This window comes from Neomoorella stamsii (assembly GCF_002995805.1).
Lineage (GTDB): Bacteria > Bacillota > DSM-521 > Neomoorellales > Neomoorellaceae > Neomoorella > Neomoorella stamsii.
Genome location: NZ_PVXL01000037.1, coordinates 1 through 20,531, shown reverse-complemented (window position 1 = coordinate 20,531; position 20,531 = coordinate 1). Strand labels below are relative to the sequence as shown.

22 protein-coding genes and 1 riboswitch are annotated in these 20,531 nt (G+C 57.2%); of the genes, 13 read left to right on the top strand and 9 right to left on the bottom strand.

Annotation, left to right across the window (positions count from 1 at the left end; all coding sequences use genetic code 11):
• Positions 1-152 precede the first annotated feature (152 nt).
• Entirely contained in the window at positions 153-488 is a 336-nt protein-coding gene (locus MOST_RS06220) for a hypothetical protein (RefSeq protein ID WP_054935598.1), read from the top strand.
• A gap of 109 nt (positions 489-597) precedes the next feature.
• On the opposite strand, the gene MOST_RS06215 is transcribed toward MOST_RS06220, so the two are convergent.
• On the bottom strand, positions 598-816 hold the full coding sequence (locus MOST_RS06215) for a hypothetical protein (protein WP_054935599.1): 219 nt from the start codon (positions 814-816) through the stop codon (positions 598-600).
• Positions 817-1,093: 277 nt separating this feature from the next.
• Between MOST_RS06215 and MOST_RS06210 the strand changes: the two genes are divergently transcribed.
• The 3 genes from MOST_RS06210 to ypeB all read left to right on the top strand — a co-directional run bounded on the left by MOST_RS06210 (position 1,094) and on the right by ypeB (position 3,491).
• A complete protein-coding gene (locus MOST_RS06210) occupies positions 1,094-1,504 on the top strand; it encodes a hypothetical protein (RefSeq protein ID WP_054935600.1) in 411 nt (136 codons plus the stop codon).
• A 91-nt stretch (positions 1,505-1,595) separates the two neighbouring features.
• Positions 1,596-2,087 (top strand): cell wall hydrolase, encoded by a 492-nt coding sequence (locus MOST_RS06205; RefSeq protein ID WP_054935601.1) that lies wholly within the window; start codon positions 1,596-1,598, stop codon positions 2,085-2,087.
• 24 nt (positions 2,088-2,111) lie between these two features.
• Positions 2,112-3,491 carry a germination protein YpeB gene (gene ypeB, locus MOST_RS06200; RefSeq protein WP_054935602.1) on the top strand — a complete coding sequence of 460 codons (1,380 nt, stop codon included), beginning with the start codon at positions 2,112-2,114 and terminating at the stop codon, positions 3,489-3,491.
• 65 nt (positions 3,492-3,556) lie between these two features.
• Here ypeB and MOST_RS06195 read toward each other — a convergent pair whose 3' ends face one another.
• Positions 3,557-4,558 carry a chymotrypsin family serine protease gene (locus MOST_RS06195; protein WP_054935620.1) on the bottom strand — a complete coding sequence of 334 codons (1,002 nt, stop codon included), beginning with the start codon at positions 4,556-4,558 and terminating at the stop codon, positions 3,557-3,559.
• Positions 4,559-4,725: 167 nt separating this feature from the next.
• Here MOST_RS06195 and MOST_RS06190 point away from each other — a divergent pair, with 167 nt between their 5' ends.
• The 4 genes from MOST_RS06190 (at position 4,726) to MOST_RS06175 (ending at position 9,689) form a co-directional block, all read left to right on the top strand.
• The gene (locus MOST_RS06190; protein ID WP_054935603.1) at positions 4,726-5,877 is read left to right on the top strand and encodes a cysteine desulfurase family protein; all 1,152 of its coding nucleotides are present in this window, start codon (positions 4,726-4,728) and stop codon (positions 5,875-5,877) included.
• 51 nt (positions 5,878-5,928) lie between these two features.
• Positions 5,929-7,101 (top strand): tRNA uracil 4-sulfurtransferase ThiI, encoded by a 1,173-nt coding sequence (gene thiI / locus MOST_RS06185; RefSeq protein ID WP_054935604.1) that lies wholly within the window; start codon positions 5,929-5,931, stop codon positions 7,099-7,101.
• 108 nt (positions 7,102-7,209) lie between these two features.
• Positions 7,210-9,258 carry a B12-binding domain-containing radical SAM protein gene (locus MOST_RS06180; protein WP_054935605.1) on the top strand — a complete coding sequence of 683 codons (2,049 nt, stop codon included), beginning with the start codon at positions 7,210-7,212 and terminating at the stop codon, positions 9,256-9,258.
• 8 nt (positions 9,259-9,266) lie between these two features.
• Positions 9,267-9,689: a type II toxin-antitoxin system VapC family toxin gene (locus MOST_RS06175; RefSeq protein ID WP_054935606.1), complete on the top strand. Its 423-nt coding sequence runs from the start codon at positions 9,267-9,269 to the stop codon at positions 9,687-9,689.
• Between the two features lie 76 nt (positions 9,690-9,765).
• On the opposite strand, the gene MOST_RS06170 is transcribed toward MOST_RS06175, so the two are convergent.
• Positions 9,766-10,269 (bottom strand): BON domain-containing protein, encoded by a 504-nt coding sequence (locus MOST_RS06170; RefSeq protein ID WP_054935607.1) that lies wholly within the window; start codon positions 10,267-10,269, stop codon positions 9,766-9,768.
• A 147-nt stretch (positions 10,270-10,416) separates the two neighbouring features.
• Positions 10,417-10,617, top strand: a riboswitch (cobalamin riboswitch).
• A 145-nt stretch (positions 10,618-10,762) separates the two neighbouring features.
• Here MOST_RS06170 and MOST_RS06165 point away from each other — a divergent pair.
• Positions 10,763-11,317, top strand: coding sequence for an ECF transporter S component (locus tag MOST_RS06165; RefSeq protein ID WP_054935608.1), 555 nt, complete (start codon positions 10,763-10,765; stop codon positions 11,315-11,317).
• Entirely contained in the window at positions 11,314-12,078 is a 765-nt protein-coding gene (locus tag MOST_RS06160) for an AIR synthase related protein (protein WP_054935609.1), read from the top strand. Before MOST_RS06165 ends, MOST_RS06160 begins: the two co-directional genes overlap by 4 nt.
• A gap of 3 nt (positions 12,079-12,081) precedes the next feature.
• Here MOST_RS06160 and MOST_RS06155 read toward each other — a convergent pair whose 3' ends face one another.
• On the bottom strand, positions 12,082-12,312 hold the full coding sequence (locus tag MOST_RS06155) for a hypothetical protein (RefSeq protein ID WP_054935610.1): 231 nt from the start codon (positions 12,310-12,312) through the stop codon (positions 12,082-12,084).
• Positions 12,313-12,583: 271 nt separating this feature from the next.
• On the opposite strand from MOST_RS06155, the gene MOST_RS06150 reads away from it, so the two are divergent.
• Together MOST_RS06150 and MOST_RS06145 are read left to right on the top strand one after the other, a co-directional pair.
• Positions 12,584-12,820, top strand: coding sequence for a type II toxin-antitoxin system Phd/YefM family antitoxin (locus MOST_RS06150; RefSeq protein WP_054935611.1), 237 nt, complete (start codon positions 12,584-12,586; stop codon positions 12,818-12,820).
• Complete coding sequence (locus MOST_RS06145; RefSeq protein WP_054935612.1) at positions 12,817-13,203, top strand: type II toxin-antitoxin system VapC family toxin; 387 nt, start codon at positions 12,817-12,819, stop codon at positions 13,201-13,203. The genes MOST_RS06150 and MOST_RS06145 overlap by 4 nt, the downstream gene beginning before the upstream one ends.
• Before the next feature lie 112 nt (positions 13,204-13,315).
• Here the strand turns inward: MOST_RS06145 and MOST_RS06140 are convergent, their stop codons facing one another.
• The 4 genes from MOST_RS06140 to MOST_RS06125 form a co-directional block, all read right to left on the bottom strand.
• The gene (locus MOST_RS06140) at positions 13,316-15,844 is read right to left on the bottom strand and encodes an ATP-dependent Clp protease ATP-binding subunit (protein ID WP_054935613.1); all 2,529 of its coding nucleotides are present in this window, start codon (positions 15,842-15,844) and stop codon (positions 13,316-13,318) included.
• A gap of 87 nt (positions 15,845-15,931) precedes the next feature.
• Positions 15,932-16,984 carry a protein arginine kinase gene (locus MOST_RS06135; RefSeq protein ID WP_054935614.1) on the bottom strand — a complete coding sequence of 351 codons (1,053 nt, stop codon included), beginning with the start codon at positions 16,982-16,984 and terminating at the stop codon, positions 15,932-15,934.
• Positions 16,981-17,490 (bottom strand): UvrB/UvrC motif-containing protein, encoded by a 510-nt coding sequence (locus MOST_RS06130; protein WP_054935615.1) that lies wholly within the window; start codon positions 17,488-17,490, stop codon positions 16,981-16,983. Before MOST_RS06130 ends, MOST_RS06135 begins: the two co-directional genes overlap by 4 nt.
• Positions 17,491-17,504: 14 nt before the next feature.
• On the bottom strand, positions 17,505-17,990 hold the full coding sequence (locus tag MOST_RS06125; protein ID WP_054935616.1) for a CtsR family transcriptional regulator: 486 nt from the start codon (positions 17,988-17,990) through the stop codon (positions 17,505-17,507).
• 291 nt (positions 17,991-18,281) lie between these two features.
• On the opposite strand from MOST_RS06125, the gene MOST_RS06120 reads away from it, so the two are divergent.
• On the top strand, positions 18,282-19,208 hold the full coding sequence (locus tag MOST_RS06120; RefSeq protein WP_054935617.1) for a polyprenyl synthetase family protein: 927 nt from the start codon (positions 18,282-18,284) through the stop codon (positions 19,206-19,208).
• Positions 19,209-19,221: 13 nt separating this feature from the next.
• Here the strand turns inward: MOST_RS06120 and MOST_RS06115 are convergent, their stop codons facing one another.
• Positions 19,222-20,283 carry a tetraprenyl-beta-curcumene synthase family protein gene (locus MOST_RS06115; protein ID WP_054935618.1) on the bottom strand — a complete coding sequence of 354 codons (1,062 nt, stop codon included), beginning with the start codon at positions 20,281-20,283 and terminating at the stop codon, positions 19,222-19,224.
• Positions 20,284-20,531 lie beyond the last annotated feature (248 nt).

Here is a 20,531-nt window from a genome sequence, read left to right as displayed (position 1 = left end):
CTGGTTTTAAGCGGCCTGGCTGCCGGAATCCTAATGCCGGTAAAAGGCCCCTATTTTCCTAAGTTACCTTCTGACCACTCACCCGGCGACCCGTTTAACCCGCGCCTTTTCCTCCCCTGTTACATATACTGGCAGCAAAGGAGGTATCTCCCTTGCTGCCAGAATGCCCGCTGAATACCGATGAGGTTGAGCTCCACGTAGATAATGCCGTTATCCGGGTAATCCGCCGCCTGACTTACGACCTGCCCCATGAAGTCTCCGCCTTTATCCCCAGGGCCGAAATCCGCCGCCGCCGCTACGAAAACGGCCGCCTGGCCTGGGAAGAAGAGGTAATCTTAAATAGCCTGACCGTCGTCCACTCTCCCCTGCGACCTCCCACCGGCGTAAGGCCGCTGGCTGCCGGGCCTGGCCCCGGGACACCTGCTGCCACTTCTTCAGGAAATCCTGGGGGCTCCGGGCCGGCCCGCGTCCACCTGAGTTATTCTTAACCAAGCATCCTGGAGAGGTACCGGGCCCGGGGAAGCTGCCTGTGGACAGTAGCAATAAAATTAGAATTAAAAAAAGAGAGAAAGGATCCCGCCCTCTCTGGTTATCATCTCATTTGTCACCCGGTTTTTTAGCCTTCGCTGCCTGCACTGCCATTTTGTATTCCTGGCGTAAACTCTGTAATTTTTCCTGGACCCGCCGGGCCTGTTCACTGGCTAAAATCTCGAGCAGCGTTTCGGCTACTTCGGTACACTGGAGAGCCCGGTTGCTCATATAGGGTTTCAGGCTCTGGATAACGGCCAGGAGATTGGGATCGACAATATGACCCATCTCGCTCCCTCCCATTTCAGTTTAAAAAAGAGAAAATCAATCCTCTATAGTTAAAAATATGCAACCAAAAGAAGGTTGGTGCAGCACAGATTTCCCTTACGCCAGCATATATTTTAAGAGGAGCCGTCCGCGAAGTTCGATCACACCGGCACCAGTAAAAAGGCAGAAGTGTGGAGAGCTAGGAACTGGAATAAGAAACTGATGCAGGCAGTTTCTTCAACAAATCCCACCTCCCACTTCTCATCTCTCACATCCCATGTATACGGAGGTGGCCGCGGTGGAAAAAACCAATCTGGTTGAAGTCCTGCTCCAACTATTGGGCCCCCAGCAACAACAGGCCTTAAACTTTAATGAGCTGGCCGGACTGTTAGGTCTGGTCGATCTGCTGGGTATTTTAAATCTCCTGCACGGTAACGTCACTACACCGGCAAAGGCCGGGGCCAGCAACGCCATCCAGGAAGCCTTAAATGCCGTCCTGGGCCAGGGAGGCGGTGGGAATATCAAAACGCCGGCCGATCTGGCCGGCCTGCTGGGCAAAAACCCGGCTTTACTCACCAGCCTCATGAATTTGCTTATAAGTGCCAAGGAAAGTAAAGCCGCTAAAGAAATAGAAGCCCAGGAAACAACTCCTACAGAGGAGAATCCCCCGCCCCAGCATAGCCGCAGTAGCCGTTTCCGCAGCAGCTAAAAAGAGCGCTTAATAGCGCTCTTTTTTACGTATAAGGTCCCGGCTACCTATCCACACTAAGGTTTGAATAAGAAAACAAGGAGGAAAATCTATGCATCCTTACCGCCGCCGTTTAATCATACCTGCTATTCTAGCTGTTATCTTAATCGGCGCTGCCCTGTGGCAGTTTTATTACCAGGGACAGGCTCCCCGGACCCTTCCCACCCAGGCCGGGGTACCGGTAGCCGTCGGTGATGAAATTAACCTCCTGGCGCGGTTGATCGCTGCCGAAGCAGGTGCGGAACCCTACGAGGGCCAGGTGGCCGTAGGGGCCGTCGTCTTGAACCGGGTGCGCAGCCCCCTCTTCCCCACCAGCATCAGCGGCGTAATTTACGAGCCCTGGGCCTTTGAAAGCGTCCACAATGGCCTTATCTGGCAGGTCACCGACCTGGCTACTCCCACCATGGCTGCCGCCGATGCCTTAAACGGCTGGGACCCCACCTACGGCGCCCTTTTCTTCTGGAACCCGGCCAAACCCGTCAGCCCCTGGATCTGGACCAGGGCCATTATTACCCAGATCGGCAGCCACGTCTTCGCCCGTTAAACCCGGAAAAGGATGGTGTTTAATTTGACACGCAGGATTTCCACCATTGTCCTTACCCTGGCCCTGCTCCTGGCCATTGGCTGGGGCCTGTGGGAGAGGGCCAACCGTTTAACCCTGGCCAATGCCGTGGAGGCCGGTGGCCAGCGCGACTTTTATAACCTCTTGAATTACGTGGAGCAGGCCCAGGTCAGCATAGGTAAATCCCTGGCCAGCAGTTCCTCCCGCCAGCAGGCCGTCCACCTGACGGAAGCCTGGAACCAGGCGGCTGCCGCCCAGCTGTCCTTAAGCCAGCTGCCTACCCCGGGTATTAAACCAATCAATACCAGTAAATTCCTGGCCCAGACCAGCGACTACAGCAACTACCTGGCGCAAAAACTGGCCCGGGGTGGGGAACTGAGTTCCCAGGAAAGAGATCAATTAGCCAGGTTAAGGGATGAAATGAAGCGGTTGGCCGGGGACCTCCGCCAGACGGAAGCCCAGGTGGCCAGCAAGGGTCTGCGCTGGAGCAGTTTCTACAGCACGCGCATGCCGGCGCCTTTAAGGACCATTGCCAATCTGGCCGTTCCCGTCCAGGCCCAGCCCGGACCCCTGGACGGTTTTGTTAACACTGACCGGCGCCTGCAAACCCTGCCCAGCCTTAATTACGACGGTCCCTTCTCCGACCACCTGGAAAAACCGCGTCCCCTGGGCCTTAAAGGTGGTGACGTCTCCCAGGCCGAAGCCGAACGCCGGGCCACAGCCTTTGCCAACGACGCCAGTAACAGCAATTACCGCGTCCAGGCCACCCGGACCAGCAACGGCCTCCTGCCCACCTTTGCCCTTAATTTACTGGACAACAGGCGTCCCAATGTCATGGTGCACGTTGATATTAGCAAACAGGGCGGGGAAGTCATTTCCCTCCTCAACAACCGGCCGGTGGGCGCTCCTACCCTCGACGCCGCTAAAGCCCTGGAACGGGCCACGGCTTTCTTAAAGGCCCACGGCTTTGCCAATATGCAGCCCACTTATACCGTACGCACCGATAATAACCAGGTGATTACCTTCGCCGCCAAAGAAGGCGATGTCATCCTTTATCCCGACCAGGTAAAGGTCAAGGTAGCCCTGGACAACGGCGAAATTACCGGCTGGGACGCGACACCTTACTATATGTCCCACCACAGGCGCCAGTTGCCCACACCAAAGCTAACCCCGGCCGAGGCCCGGGCCAAAATTAACCCCGGGCTCAAGGTGGAAGGCGTCCGGCTGGCCCTGATTCCCCTGCCTGGGGGGATAGAAAAGCTCACCTATGAAGTTACAACCAAACTCGACGATACCCGTTACCTCATTTATATCAACGCCATCACGGGTGAAGAAGAAAAGGTGCTGCAAATAGTTGACGTGCCTGGCGGCCAGTTGACCATGTAGCATAAATTTAACCCCGGCCCAGGAGCCATGGAGGCTTAAGCCGGGGAAAGTAGTGAACCATATAGCTAGAATTCAACTTCCAGTTGCTCCAGGACATTTTGAATGCGATTGCCGACAGAAGTCTGATCTGAACCGGCAAAGAGGAGGCCGACGGCGTAATTTTCGTTGTCCAGGATAAGGGAGCCGCTGTCCCCCGGCTGGGCAATGGGACCGGTGACGAACTGGTCGCTAAACATGCCGGTCAGCCCTTCTTCCAGGACCACCTTAACGGTGGCCTGGAGGACTTTAATGGTGGAGCGGGTGATGCCACTGGAACGCCCGCTCTTTACTATGGCCATGCCCAGCTCGGGCTCCCGGACACCCTTCACCGGCCCCAGGTCCAGGATCTCCGTCCGGATGGCATCTTTACTTACCGGCCGGGCAACGGCGCAATCAACAAGATTTGTGGCCGCCGTCAGCTTTTGCATCCTTACCTGGTAATTGGGCCGGACCAGGTGTACCAGGCGGTTGAGGATTTCCTGGAAGCGCAACGCCCGGCTGCAGGTAACCTCCTGGACCACAGGGTTAATGGGAATAAAGCGTTCCAGGTAGCCTATTACCTGGTCCCTGGTGCCGCCATCATAGGGACCGGGCTGGAGTATGGGGTCGCCGATGCTCGCCCTGCCGTCGCTGCCATTGCTGATATTGGCCAGGATGTGGTTATTGGAGAGGATGAGGGGTTCCCCCGTCCGCCGGTCTTTCACCACCGCCCCGAAGGTACCGGCGGTAATTTTATAGTGGCCGATACTCATCCCCGGCCGGGCCGGCCGCTGGTAATCGGTACGGCCCAGGAGCCGCAGTTCCCCAACCTCCAGGACATCGGTGTCCGCTTCATCCAGTACCCGGGGTATCCTGGCCTCCCGGTGCAACCTGGCAACCGGTAGTTTCTCCTTAACTAAGACTACTACTGCTGGCTTCTTGGTTATCTCGCCGCGGACGCTCTTAAATCCCTTCCCTACACCCACCACGTTGGGCAAACTTAAAAGGTCCTCCTGGTACCTTGACAGGGCCCTTTCCACTCTTTGCATAATCGCCATTGCCCCCATTTTCTTCCTTATGGTATGGGCAGGTTTTGCGTTGCCAATTTACAATATGCTGTTAGGCTCGGAGTGGTGCCTGGGCCTTTAAGATAGGTTTAATTGCTGTATAATAAAAATAGATCTCTCACTTCTATTTTCGGGGAGGCTTTGCAGCCTTGCAGCCAGCTATTTACCTGGATAACAGTGCTACCACCGCCGTCCTGCCCGACATAGCCGCTGTCATGCATAAAATGCTGGTGGAAAATTACGGTAACCCCTCTTCCCTCCACGGCCTGGGTATTGCCGCCGAAAAGGCCCTCTCTCACGCCCGCCGCCAGGTAGCCGGCCTGATAGGCGCCCGGCCCTCGGAAATCTACTTTACCTCCGGTGGAACCGAAGCCAATAACTGGGCCGTATGGGGTTTGAGCCGGGCCCGCCGCCGCCAGGGTAACCACATTATCACCACGGCCGTCGAGCACCCCTCTTTGCTTGCCGCCTGCCGGCGGCTGGAGGCTGAAGGATACGAGGTTACCTACCTGCCGGTGGACCCCCGGGGCATCATCCGCCCGGCCGACCTTGAGGCCGCCTTGAGGGACGATACTATCCTGGTAAGCGTAATGAGCGTTAATAATGAGACGGGGGCGCTGCAGCCTGTTGAGGAAGTTGCTCGCCTGGTCCAGAGCAAAAGCCGCGCCGCCCTCCACGTCGACCACATCCAGGGTTACGGCAAAATTCCCTTGAACTGCCAGGAGCTAGGTATTGATCTCATGTCCCTCAGCGCCCATAAAATCCACGGGCCCAAAGGTACCGGTGCTCTCTATATAAAAGAAGGATTGCGCCTGGAGCCTTTGCTCGTGGGAGGCGACCAGGAAGCCGGCCGGCGGGCGGGGACGGAAAATACGGCGGGCATTGCCGCCTTTGGCCTGGCAGCCGGGCTTGCTGCCGCTGCCATGGAGGAACGGGTGGCCAGGATGCGGGAAATGAAAATAGAGCTGGCCATGAGGCTCCTGGAGGCAATTCCCGGCACGCAAATTAACGGCCCCCCTCCGGAGGAAGGCGCCCCCCATATTTTGAATGTCTCCTTCCCCGGCGTCCGGGCGGAAGTCCTGGTCCACATGCTGGAGCAAAGGGGCATCTACGTTTCCACCGGCTCGGCCTGCCACTCCCGCAAACAAGAGGCCAGCCACGTCCTCAAAGCCCTGCACCTGGACCGCTGGCGCCTGGAAGGAGCTATCCGCATCAGCCTGGGGGCCCTTAATACTCCTGTTGAAGTAACCCCTACTGTCGAAGCTATAAAGGAATGTGTAACGGAACTGTGGGCTTTGTAGGAAAAAAGGCTATTTGTGGATAGCAAGATAGCCATGTGCGGAGGAATTTTCATGTATACATCCTTACTGGTGCGTTATGGCGAGATCAGCCTGAAAGGTAATAACCGCCCTTATTTTGAGGACAAACTCCTGGCCAACATGCGCCGGGCCCTGGGCGACCTGCCGCCCCGTATGATGCGCAAGACCTTTGGCCGCGTTTTCGTTGACCTGCATGACGACCTGCAAGCCGTAAGCCAGCGCCTGCAGCGCGTCTTTGGCATTATCTCCATGAGCCCGGTAGTCACTGCTCCCCTGGAGCTGGAAGCCATCAAAAAAGCCGCCCTGGCCGTTTTAAAGGATTCCCCCGGCACCACCTTTAAAGTCCAGACCCAGCGGCCCAATAAACGCTTTCCCCTCACCTCGCCGGAGGTCAACCAGCAGCTGGGGGCCTATCTCCTGACCCATAACCAGGACCAGAAGGTAGACGTTCACACTCCCGACCGGGTTATCCATGTGGAAATCCGCGACGAAGGGGCTTATATCTACTCCCGCATAATCCCCGGCCCGGGCGGGTTGCCCGTCGGGGTGACCGGCCGGGGGCTGCTCCTGATATCCGGCGGCATTGACAGCCCGGTGGCCGGGTATATGGGTCTGAAGCGCGGCCTGGAGCTAACGGCCCTGCACTTCTATAGCTTCCCCTTTACCAGCGAGCGCTCCAAAGAAAAGGTCATCGACCTCTGCCGGGTCCTGGCGGGCTACAGTGGGCCTTTCCGCCTGGTGGTCGCCCCCTTTACCGCGATCCAGAAGGCCATCCGCCAGCACTGCCCGGAGGAGTTTTACGTCACCATCATGCGGCGCATGATGTTCCGCATCGCCAGGGCAGTGGCTGCCAAAGAGGATGCCCTGGCCATCCTTACGGGAGAAAGCCTGGGCCAGGTGGCCAGCCAGACCCTCCAGAGTATGGCCGTCATCAACAAGGTGGTCGACCTGCCGGTCTTAAGGCCCCTGGTGGCCTGGGACAAGAGCGAGATCATCGAGGTGGCCCGCCGCATCGGTACATATGATATCTCCATCCGCCCCTATGAGGACTGCTGCACCCTTTTTGTTCCCAGGCACCCGGCCACCAAGCCACCCCTGGCCCGGGTGGAAGCGGCGGAGAAAAAACTGGCCGTGGAGGAGCTTATGGACGAGTGCCTGGGGAATCTGGAAATCCTGACGGTGGAGCCCGAAGACACCGGAATTTAAGCCGACTTGCCGGGTACCTGACTGGAAAGGCAGAAATACGGAAGATCCAGCAACGCTGTTCATATTAACCATCCTAGCGAAAAGGTGAAGATTTACGGGGGTATACCTTTGCGGGTCCTGCTTGCCACCCTTAATGCCAAATATATCCACGTCAACCTGGCCCTGCGCTATTTGCAGGCCTGCTGCCGCGAACTGCCCCTGGAGTTTATCCTGGAAGAGTTCACCATCAACGACCGCCCGGAAAACATCGCTGCCCGTATCTACCGTCACCGGCCGGATTTAGCAGCCTTCTCCTGCTATATCTGGAATATCGACCCCACCCTGGCCGTGATCCAGGTTCTCAAAACCGTCCGGCCGGATCTCCCTATCCTCTGCGGGGGGCCGGAGGTTTCCTTTGACACGGAAGCCTTCCTGGCGCAACACCCGGCCGTAGATTTGGTTATCACGGGCGAAGGCGAGATCCCCTTCCGGATCCTCATGGAGCAGCTGGCCGGCGGAATCCCGGCAGGACAGCCGTCCGGCGGGTACTCCTGCACCCCGGCGCAACGGCTTGCCGGCGGTCACTTCGACCCGGCCGCCGTCCCAGGCCTGGCCTGGCGGCGGGACGGGGAAGTTATCGTCAACCCGCCGGTGCCGCCCCCCCGCAACCTGGACTGCATCCCCTTTCCCTACCAGGAAGACCTGGACGCCGGGGGTAATGATCTCCGGCAGCGAACGGTATATTACGAAACCTCCCGCGGCTGCCCCTTCGCCTGCGGTTTCTGCCTCTCATCTACCACTGCGGGCCTGCGCTACTTCTCCCTGGAACGCGTCCGGGAAGAACTGGCCCGCCTGCTGGCGGCAGGGGTGCGGGAGATCAAGTTCGTCGATCGCACCTTTAATGCCCATAAAAAAAGAGCCCTGGCCATCTGGGAGTATATAGCCTCCCTTCGGCCCAAAGCCCGCTTCTATTTTGAAATCGCCGGCGACCGCCTGGACGAAGAAATACTGGCCTTCCTGGATCAGGTACCGCCGGGGCTGTTCCAGTTCGAAATCGGCGTCCAGACCATCGACCCGCAAGTCAACAGCCTCTGCCACCGCAATCAGGACTGGGAGAGCCTGGCGGCCAATGTCCTCCGCCTGCGGGAAATGGGGAACATCCGCCTGCACCTGGACCTCATCACCGGCCTGCCCGGCGAGGGCTATGCCGGTGTGGGCAAAAGTTTCGACGCCGTTGCGGCCCTGAAACCCGACGAGATCCAGCTTGGCTTCCTGAAACTCCTGAAAGGCACGAGCCTGCGCGCCCGGGCCGGTGAATTCGGCTACCGCTACGTTGACCGTCCGCCTTACGAAGTCCTGGCCAGCAACGCCATTACTTACAGCGAAATGCTCCGGCTCCACGACATTGAAACCGTCCTCAAATATTACGGCAACAGCCATCTGGCCGATCACGCCTTTGCCTACCTGGTGAAAACGGCCTTCGCCAGCAGCTACTTCGCCTGCTATGAAATCCTGGCCGCCTGGTGGGAGGAACAGGGCTTTTTCCGCAAGGGCCACAACCAACGTGACCTCTTTAACCACCTGGCCACCTTTGCCGCCGCCTTGGCCGGCTCCGCCAGTATAGCCCGGCCCGCTGGGCCAGGAGAAGCCTTTCTGGAAGAACAGGCCAGGAAACCGGCCCCGGAGCAGCCGTTTACTTCCAGTACGGTATGGCCCGGGCGCTTTCGCCCCTTGACCCTGTTCCAGCTGGAGCGCTTCTACCAGCTCCTCAAGTTCGACTTCCTCTGCCGCGACCGCAGCCGCCACTGGCCTGGCTGGGTGCCGCCCTCGCCCATGACAGAGGAGGAACGTTCAAATTACATGGCGCGGATAACCGATCCCCGGTCCATTGAAAAATATATGCCGGGGCTCAAAAAAGAAGCCCCGGCAAGTTTACGCCGCCACGGTTTTATCGAACTCTTCCCCTGCCACCCGGAGAAACCGGAACACGACGAACCGGCCCTGGCCTTCTTTTACTACGGCCCCCAGGGTCCCCGGGCGGAGGTATATTATTTACCGCTTCCCAAGCATCCCCTTCTCGATCTGCGCGGTAAATATAAAAACAGTAGTCCTACAGATAAGCTTACTACAGCTTTAATAAAAGAAAGAACTGCTGAGCGCTCTCGGGAAAAGCGGTGAACAGTTACATGCAGACAGCAAAAATTGTTCTTGACACATGCGCTCACCTGGCCTTGCTGGAAGAAGAGCCCGGCGCCCAGATAGTAGCGGATATCATAAGCGACGATAATAATATGAGCTTCTTAAGTCTTATCAATCTGGGCGAGGCCTACTATATGCTCCTGAGGAAAAAAGGTGAAAAGGCTGCCGGTGAATTCGTCGAAACCATTTTTGCGGATGAAGGTATAACTCTCATTGACTGTCCCTGGACGAGGATTAAAGGGGCGGCATGGGTAAAAGCCTGCGGGGGATTATCCTATGCTGATTCCTTCGTCGTTTCCCTGGCTCAAGAGCTACAGGCACCGGTTATTACTGGTGATCCGGAAATCCACAATTCGGCATCAAAACTTAGTTTCGAGGTAATCTGGATAGGCAACACCACCCCTGTTTAACGTAGATTTCATATTTCTGCACCAAATCTATAGCCGCCGGCGAAAACCCGGCGGCTATAGATTATCTCACTGAAGATCATCCTTCCCTATCGTTGTTCACCTGGCGGTGAAAAATATCCTCCAGGCTCATTTCCTCTTCCCCTACCTTAACCTGGCTCACCACCCGGGTCACACCCCGGGCTTTAGCTGCCGCCTCCCGGGCCGCTTCCAGTTCGGCGGGATCGTCCATCCGGCCCTTTAAGACTACTGTACCATGGCCGTCAACGCTTTCGGCGCCAACATGGCGCAGGTCCACCCGCGGGTCCTGATCCAGCTCCTCGTTGACCTCCATGGTCACGTCCTCGTCCCGGACGGCCCCGTCAGTGCTGATAGCCACGGCATTGGCCACCCCTTTCACCCCCGGAACCTGCCGCACCAGCCTTTCGGCCCGCTCCTTCTCCTTCAGGGTATCGACGATCCCCTGGAGCTGGACCTCGCCCGCCACCACGTCGGCGTTAAGGCCATAACCGCGCAGGTCCTTGTCCTCGCGCAGGATTTGCCGCACTTTTTCCCGTAGAGATGCATCGTCTACCATATTCATCCCCCTCGCTGCTGATATTTCTATTATGCCCCGGCAGCGACAGGTTATAGGAGGAGGCCCTGGAATCGCGCCTGTCTGGAGAGGATCAACCCCCAAATAGGGCCTTGCCAAAAGTCAGAGGGTGGATTATATTAATATTGACAACCTTACATGGAAAAATGGACAGGTGCCCCCGGGAGGGGGAGAATAGGGAAGTCCGGTAACCGCTTTTAGGGGCGGCGATCCGGCGCGGTCCCGCCACTGTGAGCGCGGAGTTTGCGATATATAACGCCACTGGGATAGCTCCCGGGAAGGCATCGCAAACAAGGAAGCGCGAGCCAGGAGACCTGCCTGTCCATTGGACCTCTCACCTTCGCCAGGAAAGGGGAGAAGCGACCGGGGATGATGGTAAAGTCCCCAGCCTGAAAACGGCTGGGGATTTTTTGTTGAGGGTGGCCCGGCCCCCTGGATTACCACTGACTAAACCTCCAGATGAAAGGAAGGCGAAGCAAACATGTCAAAACCGGTAGTATCTCCCTTGACCGGAAAGGCAAGCCGCTGGACGGCCAGGCGCCTAGCCATCCTGGCCATGCTCATCGCTTTATCAACTGCAGGCGCCAATTTAAAAATACCCAGCATCACCGGCACGCCGGCCTTCGATTCCTTCCCCGGCTTTCTCGGCGCCCTCATCCTGGGTCCCGCCGACGGGGCCCTGATAGCATCCCTCGGGCACCTGCTCACCGCCTTTACTGCCGGGTTCCCCCTCACCCTGCCCCTCCACCTGGTTATCGCCGGCGGCATGGCCGCTGTCGTCGTCCTCTTTACTTTCTTATACCGCTTTTTCCCCTGGTTGGGAATAGCAGTGGGAATAGCGCTCAACGGCCTGTTACTCCCGGCGCTGTTTATCCCCCTGCCGGGGTTCGGCAAAGCATTCTTCTTAGCCATGGTCGTCCCCCTGCTGATCGCTTCCACCCTGAACATCGTCCTGGCCGCCATGGCCTTCACCAGCCTGCGTCGGGTATTTCCTGCCAGCTATGCCGCCGGCCGGAGGAAAGGGGAAGGTAAATGACCTCGGCCACCCTATCCCCCCGCCGCTACCGGGATTTGACCATCCTGGACCTGGATGAGCAAAGGTCCCTAGTGATCGCCTGCGATTCCGCCGGGGCCATCGGCCCCAAGGAAGCCGACGTGGTGCGGGTGCCAGGGTACATCCTGGGGCGCTTTACCGCCAGGGTAGCCCTGATGGAAGTCCTGGCGATAGGCGCCTGGCCGGTCTGTATCGTCAATACCCTCTGCGTAGAGCCAGAACCTGCAGGCGCGGCCATCCGGGAGGGTGTGGCCGACGAGATCCGCGAGCTGGGCATAGACCCGGAGAAAGCCCTCACGGGCAGCAGCGAAAAAAACGTCCCTACATCCCAGTCCGGGATAGGGGTCACCGTCATCGGCCTGGCAGTAAAAACAAGCCTCTTAATGGGACGCCTGGCTGCCTGCGACGCCCTGGCCCTCTTCGGGCGACCCAAGGTCGGGGCCGAGGTATTCCTTGAGGATCAGGAAATCGTAGATCTAAAAACTGTGCGCCTGCTGCTCGCTCAGCCGGAAGTCCGGGAAATCGTTCCCGTCGGCTCCCGGGGAATCCTGGCCGAGGCCCAGGACCTGGCCGCTTTATACGGGCTGCAAATCAACTGGCGGCAAAACCTACCAGAGCTGGACCTGCACAAATCGGCCGGCCCCGCCACCTGTATCCTCGCTGCTGGCGACCAGGCTGCCCTGGAAACCGCGGGTCACAGGGCGGGAAAACCCTTCTGCCTGCTGGGCACCCTGGCTATTTAATATTTAAAAAGAATAAACAGACAATTTAGCCCCGCCGCGGCCCGGTAATCTAGACAGCGGCAGGGCTTTCTTATTTAGCTGCTTTTTCAGTGCGCTTATTTCTTCCAGGGTTCGCCTTCCAGTCTTCTTTCCAGCCTTCCTTCCAGTCTGCCTTTCTGTTCGCCTTCTTTTAAGCCTTTTCACATGGCCTCCTGCCACATCTCTTCCAGGGGTTATTTCCAGGTTGCTTATCATCCGTTCCACCTCCCAGGGGTTACATGCATCCAGGATGCGGTCTACTTTAACCTGCATGCCGGCAGGTATTTTGGGGTTGATAACATTCTTCAGCCAGGTCGTGATGTGGCGGAATTCGTCCGGGGTCAGGTTCTTTTAAGCTCTCGCCAGCAGTTCCCCCGGGCTTATTTTTTAATCCAGGGGAATACACCCGCGATTACGTTGGCGGCTGCAAGGAGCTTGACTTAGTCCGTTGACTTAGTTATATTAGCTATAGCAGAGGTGATTTGAAATGTCTTTACAAGTAAATATTCATGAAGCCAAGACCCACTTTTCCAAGCTGTTAGCCCAGGTGAAAGAAGGCCGGGAAGTAATTATTGCCAAAGCCGGCAAGCCAGTGGCGCGCCTGGTCCCGATAACAAGCGACAAGCCTGAACGACACCCCGGCAGCGCCAAGGGCAAAATCACTATAGCCCCGGATTTTAATGCCCCCCTGCCCGAAGCTATTCTTAAGGAGTTTGAAGAATGAAAGCTCTCTTAGACACCCATACTTTTTTATGGTGGATTACCGAGGATCCCCGGTTATCATCGCGAGTTCGCAAAATAATAAGCGACGGCGAAAATATATTATATCTAAGCGCCGCCAGCTGTTGGGAAATGGCAATTAAAGCCCGCCTGGGCAAGTTAGAAATGCCGGCTAATATTACATCCTTTATCACCGACCAGATGGCTATCAATGCCATTACTCCCCTGGCTGTGGAAATTAGTCATGCCCTGCATGTTTATACCCTTCCCAACCATCATCGCGATCCTTTTGACCGGCTTCTCGTTGCCCAGGCCCAGATAGAAAACCTGCCTATTCTTACCACCGATCCCCAAATTGCCCGCTATGCAGTCAAAATAATATGGTAATGGGGAGTACGCTGGTATTTACCCGGGTAACAAGGAGGAAAATATCACCCAATACTCCTGTTTAACAAAAAAGCACCCTCAACGGGTGCCTGGAATCCATCTATAGTATTCTTCAAGCCGCCTTCTCCAGCACAATCTTGCCGTCTCGGGCGACGGCCCGGACTTTGTCGCCAGGGGCAATTTTCCCGGCCAGCATCTCATCGGAGAGCTGGTCTTCGATGAGGGTCTGGATGGCCCGCCTCAAAGGCCGAGCGCCAAAGGCCTCGTCGAAGCCTTCTTTAATGAGGATCTCTCTGGCTTCATCAGTTACTTCCACAGAGAGCTTATTCTCCTCCAGGCGGCGGTTCAGTTCGGCCAGCATCAAGTCGACTATCTTCCTGATATCTTCCCTGGAGAGGGCATGGAAAACGATCAGCTCGTCGATGCGGTTCAGGAACTCGGGCCGGAAGGTCCGCCGCAACTCTTCCATAATATGCTTCTTCATTTTCTCGTAAGACTCGGCCGCCACTTCACTGGTGGAAGCTTTAAAGCCCAGGCTCTCCCGCTTGATGGTGCTAGCGCCGATATTGGAGGTCATGATAATCACCGTGTTGCGGAAGTCCACGGTGCGGCCCTTGGCGTCCGTGAGCCTCCCGTCGTCCAGGACCTGCAGCAGCACGTTAAAGATGTCCGGGTGGGCCTTTTCAATCTCGTCAAAAAGAACCACGCTGTAGGGCCGGCGCCGGACAGCCTCCGTCAGCTGGCCGCTTTCCTCGTAGCCGACATAGCCGGGCGGGGCGCCCACCAGCCGGGAGACGGTGTGCTTCTCCATGTACTCGGACATATCAAAGCGGATCATGGCGTCCTCATCACCGAAGAGGGCCTCGGCCAGGGCCCGGGCCAGCTCCGTCTTGCCGACACCGGTGGGCCCCAGGAAGATGAAGGAGCCTATAGGACGCTTGGGGTCTTTGAGACCCGCCCGGGCGCGGCGCACGGCCCGGGCCACGGCGTGGACAGCCTCATCCTGGCCGATGACCCGCTGGTGCAGGACATCTTCCAGGTGGAGGAGCCGCTCGCTCTCCTCCTGGGCGAGCTGGGTAACGGGGATGCCCGTCCAGCTGGAAACAATCTGGGCGATATCCTCCGGCGTCACCACGGACTTCTCCAGGCCCTTTTCCTTCTGCCACTCGCCCTTCCTGGCTTCTAATTCTTCTTTAATCTTCTTTTCCTCATCCCTCAAGGCAGCCGCCTTTTCAAACTCCTGGGCGTGGACAGCCGCCGCCTTTTCCTTCTCCAGTTCTTCCAGGCGCGCTTCCAGCTTCTTGACATCGTCGGGAGCAGTGTAGACTTTGAGGCGCACCCGGGAAGCAGCCTCGTCAACCAGGTCGATAGCCTTGTCGGGCAGATACCGGTCAGTGATATAGCGGTCGGAAAGCCTGGCCGCCGCCTCCAGGGCCGCATCGGAAATCTTCACCCGGTGATGGGCCTCATAGCGGTCCCGCAGGCCCTTCAGGATGGCTATGGTCTCCTCCACTGTAGGCTCGCCGACCATAACGGCCTGGAAACGGCGCTCCAGGGCGGCGTCCCGCTCGATGTGCTTGCGGTACTCGTCAATGGTGGTGGCACCAATGGTCTGCAGTTCGCCCCGGGCCAGGGCAGGCTTTAAGATATTGGCGGCATCGATGGCCCCCTCGGCCGCCCCGGCGCCAATGAGGGTATGCAGCTCGTCGATAAATAGGATAACGTTGCCGGCAGCCCGGACTTCATCCATAACCCGCTTGAAGCGTTCTTCAAACTCGCCCCGGTACTTGGTGCCGGCCACCATGCCGGACATATCCAGGGCCACTACCCGCTTATCCCGCAGGACTTCCGGTACCTGGTTCTGGACAATCTTCTGGGCCAGGCCTTCAACGATGGCCGTCTTGCCCACGCCGGGGTCGCCAATTAAAACGGGATTGTTTTTAGTCCGGCGGCTTAGAATCTGGATGACCCGTTCAATTTCCTTCTCCCGGCCGATAACCGGATCCAGCTTGTCCTCCCGGGCCAGGCGAGTGAGGTCTCGGCTGAACTGGTCCAGGGTGGGCGTCTGCCCTGGTCGCTGCGGCTGCATCTTGACCGCGCCTGGGGCTCCCATGGGCTGGAAGGCCCCTCCTCCGGGGAACCCGGCCATGCCAAAGGGCAGGTTACCCAGGAGGACGGTCCAACCGCCGGCCTGGGGCTGCTCCCCGGCACCGCCCAGCAGGGCAATGACCTGCTGGCGGATTTTATCGGGGCTGAGCCCCAGCCCGCTCAAGACTTGGGCCGCCAGGCCTTCGCCTTCTTCCAGTAGACCTAAGAGAATATGTTCTGTCCCCACATAGTTTACGCCCTGGCGCCGGGCTTCTTCATTAGCCAGCTCTAGGACCCTTTTCGCCCGCGGTGTCAGGCCAATATCCCCACCGGCAGGGGCTTCCCCCGGCCGGATAATTTTACGCACTTCCTCACGTACAGCTTTGACGTTAACTCCCAGGTTGGTCAGAGCGCGGGCGGCAACGCTATCGCCTTCCCGCAAGATGCCCAGCAGGATATGTTCGGTCCCAATGGCCGGGTGATGCAGGGCCCTGGCTTCTTCCTGGGCCAGGCGCAAGACCCGGTTAGCCCTTTCGGTAAAACGCGGTGACATGTTATTCCACCTCCGTGAATTAATTTGCTTTTTTATCCAAACCAGCTTATCAATATCGACATTCCAGGAATAAATCCCGTTAACTAATTAACTTGCCAAAAATTCCCTTACCAAGGCCGCCCGGCGCACATCGCGCTCAAAGGGCGTCATCTCTTTCCCGGCGGTAAATTGCAGGTAGGCCGGCTGAATGCGAACCATAAGCTGGTTAATCAGCCGCTGATCGAGGCCACGTAAAATTTTCATCTCCACTCCCAGGCGGACATCGGAAAGGAGCTGCAAAGCTTCCTGGGAGCTCAAGACGCGCGCGTTGGTCAGGATGCCATAAGCTCGGCCCACGCGGTCTTCCAGCTGCCAGCGGTTCTGCCTGCGCAGCAATTCCCTGGCTTCCCTTTCCTGGTCAGCCAGCCGTACAGTGACTGCCGAGAGGTTATTAATAATCTCTTCTTCCGAACGTCCCAGGGTAATCTGGTTGGAAATCTGAAAGATGTTGCCGTGGGCTTCTGTTCCCTCGCCGTAGAGGCCCCTCACTGCCACACCCACTTTGGTCAGGGCCGTCAATACCTGCCCGGCCTGTTTGGTCAACACCAGGGCCGGCAGGTGCAGCATGGTGGAAGCCCTTAAACCCGTACCGACATTAGTAGGACAGGCGGTAAGGTAACCCCTTTCCTGGTCAAAGGCAAAGTCCAGTTCGTTTTCCAGGGCATCGTCGGCAGCGTCGGCCAGGCGCCAGGCTTCATGAAGCATCAGGGCCGGTAAAAGGCACTGCAGGCGCAGGTGATCTTCTTCATTGACCATGATGCTGACGGCCTCATCATCCCGTAAAACTACTGCTTTTTCCCCCTTACCTTCCGCCAGGTCCGGGCTGATGAGGTGTTTCTCCACTAGTATTTGCCGCTCCACCGGCGACAATTCTCGTAAGGTCTGGAGCTTTAATTCACCAACGGCCTGGAAAACCCCTGGCGCCCGGATGGCCTGGCCCACCTGACGGATAACCTTCACTTCCTGGGCCTCGTTCATCAAATTGGGAAAGGGCATCCCCTTCAGGTTACGGGCCAGCCGGATCCGGCTGGAAATGACGATGTCGGCCTGGGGACCGGAACCTTCCATCCACTTGCTGTTACGCTCTAAATTCAGGCTCATTGCCCGCCCCCCTGTTCTCCCAGGCGATTCTCCAGGTCGCGAATGCGATCCCGGACCTGGGCAGCCTTTTCAAATTCTTCCTGCTCGACCAGCTGCTGCAGTTGCGCCCTCAATCTTTCAATCTCCCGGCGCACCCGTAAATTGCCGCCGGCCCGGCGAGGTACTTTGCCGCGGTGCTGGCTGCTGCCCTGGATGCGCCGGATCAGGGGATCCAGGCGCGAGGCCAGGTAATGGTAACAGTCGGGGCATCCCAGCCGCCCCGTCTGGTGGAACTGCTCGTAGCTCAGGCCGCACTCCCGGCAGCGTTCCACTGCCGGCGGGGCTTTGACCTCCAGGCCCGGGTCATAATCCAGCAACCCGGCTAAAAATTTGGGAATGGAAAAGTTGAGCTGGGGCTGCATTTCCCGGGCACACTCCTGGCAGAGATAAAGCTCCGTCTTATCGCCGTTGATAATTCTGGTGACGTGGACACTTGCCGGCCTCTCCTGGCATCGTTCACAAAGCATTTTCTAGCCCCCTTTTATCCTGCACTGGGGAAATCATCGCGCATTAAGGTTAAAATTATAGCCTTCATAATGCAGGCCCGCACCTGGTCGCGCCTGGGTAGTTCCAGGGGTAAAGCCTGGCGGTTTATGGCTGCCGCGAGGAGCAATTGCTCCCGCCGGGTTAACAACCCCTCCTCCCCCAGGCGCTCCAGCAACTCCACGGCTGTCTCCTGGGAGATATACTCACCAAGGGCTTCATGCACCCAATCTTTTAGCCGCTCCTCGGCATTTAAGGGTACCCTGGCAATACGGATATAGCCACCACCCCCCCGGCGGCTTTCCACCAGGTAGCCCCTTTCAATGGTAAAGCGGGTGCTGAGGACATAGCTGATCTGCGAAGGTACGCAGGTAAAGCGCTCGGCCAGTTCCTGGCGCTGCAACTCTACTATCCCATCGGCACTGCTTTTTAACAGCCACTTGATGTAGTTTTCTATACGATCGGCCAGGGTTTTACCTTCCATCCATTGGCCCACCCCCTGGGTCTCCCTTTTGATTTTGACTTTCTTTTTCCTTTTGACTTTCCTTGACTATTTTATACTGCAAAAATTACCTTTTAGCAATATCAAGCTGTACCTGTTTTATCCAATTCCTGACTTTCTGACACCTAAAAAGCTATCATGCTCCTTTTTTTAGACTATTGCTGGCTAAATCGCCTGTTTTTAAAGAAGGCTATAGAATCGTCCCCTTCTAGCCATACTAGAGTTACATTAGTTCCATTTGCTGGTACCTTTTATATAAAGGAGAAGATTACCTTGACCCAGGCGGAGATAAAAGCAGTCTTAACGCAAGCTGTTGCCACTCCGAATCCCCTGTTGCAGCAACTCTTGAACCATGCCCTCACCGGCGGTAAGGGCCTGCGGCCTACCTTAGTTTTATTATGTGCCCGTTTCGGCATGCATGATACCCTGGAAGTCCGACAAGTGGCGGTCGCCATAGAACTTATTCACCTGGCCTCCCTGATCCACGATGACGTCCTGGACGGGGCGACCGTCCGCCGCAACCTGCCCGCCCTCCATTACCTCTATGGTACCGTGCCGGCCGTCCTCACCGGTGATTACCTCTTTGCCACCGCCTTTGGTCTCCTGGCCAGAAGCAAAAAAGCCGTTCTCACCACAGTTACCGAAGCCATCCGTTCCATGTGTAGCGGGGAAATCCAGCAATTAACAGTTACTGGCCCCGATACAAAGGCCTATTTCACCTATATCGGCCAAAAAACGGCCACCCTCTTCAGTGCCGCCTGCCGTTGCGGTGGTATCCTCTGCCGTTTAAAGCGTCCCCAGCAGGATTATTTAGCCCGGTTCGGCTGGCACCTGGGCCTGGCCTACCAGATTGTTGACGATTACCTTGATCTTTTCGGCTCCGCCGCCAAGATGGACAAACCCAACCGCCAGGACCTGGCACGCGGCATCCTTACTCTGCCTGTTTTACGCTTTTTAGAGCTTTCTCCGGAGGCTGCCCGGTGGCAGGAAAAAATAAGCCGCGGCCTGACGGCCACGGAAACAGAGGAACTAATTGCTGCCGCCCGACACTTGAACTGCGATGAATATACGGCTGCCGCAGCAGGAGAGCAAATTGCCCTGGCCCTGGAGGCCCTGGATAAACTGCCGGTAAACCCGGTACAGGAAGATCTGGCTTTACTGGCTTCCCGTACCCTGGACCCTCTCGAGGAATTAATTTAAGTTGTCCTGGCCGCTAAATTACGCCAACCCACCGCAGGGTTTTACAAAGAAGGTACAGGTTCTGGGAGAAGCTACCGGCGGCCCGGAGGACCGCCTCCCTGGTAGAAGCCTGTTTCTGCCCGGCTACTTTGGCATCGGAAAGGTACAGGGCCGGCAAGCCCCGGACAACCATCAGGTGGAAGGCAGGGTCAGGAAGATTCTGTGCCTTTTCCAGGGATTGTTCCAGGAAAAACTGTAATCGCCGGGCGGCCTCCTCTTCATCGCAGTAGAAGGCGCAAAAGTTTAGATCGCCCCCTTCCCGGTCCTCCTGCTGGTCAATAAAGTAATCAAGCAGGATATGTAAACCCCCGATCCAGGGAAAATAAGCGTTTTTTAGCCTGGTTACCTCGGGCGCCGTTAGTTCTTCCCTGGCGGCTACGGCTATAAGGGCAAAGATGCCCAGGGTTGAGCCTGTGGCTGCGGCCAGTTCCCACCAGTAAATAGGTGCGGGTATTTGTCCCAATAAAGGTTCCAGCCAGGACTGTAACCTCTCCTGTCGCCTGGTTATGTCTATATGCTTGGTCGCCTGGAGGTGGCAGTATAAATCGGCCAGGTACAAGATTTCCTCCTGTACTATTTTATATCCTGGCAGTACCATCAGGGCCTGCCGGCAGGCGCGGACCAGGGCCTTGAGATAACCGCCATCCTGGCGGTAGGGGTAGCTGGCATAATAGTCATGCTCTGCCCTCCCGGGACGCAGGGCATCGGTAAAGGCCAGGTGCAGCTGGCGAAATGCCTTTTCATCCAGGACACCGGCCCGGTCACAGAGGTTATCCAGGTAGTCACTAATGGTTTGCAGGGCTACAATGGCCTGGAGGATTTGCTGCCGGTACCGGGGTGGCCAGGTGGCATAGACACTCCCCCCCTGGCAGTGGAACTTCTTAAAGGTAAGGCTCGCCAGGGCCTGTTGACTTAGTTCCGGTTCCGGGCTACTGGCTGCCAGGTGTCGCCAGCGCATTAATTCCCTGTTCACCGCCGGAAAGGCCTGGAAAAGCAAGCGCCCCAGGAGAACTAGATTTTCTGGTGCTTTTGGCATTATCTAATCACTCCATTAGACACATTATAACCCGGGGGAGTCAATATATACCTGGCTGGGTGGCAGACCAAAACCTGCTCAAGGGTTCAATGTTCCCGCAGAAGCAGAGTAGATAACCTGGAGGCAAGAGTTATTTAGCAACAAAAAAGCCCCTGATAGGGTTAACCTAACAGGGGCTGAGGGGAATGGCTCCCCGGGCAGGGCTCGAACCTGCAACCACCCGGTTAACAGCCGGGCGCTCTACCATT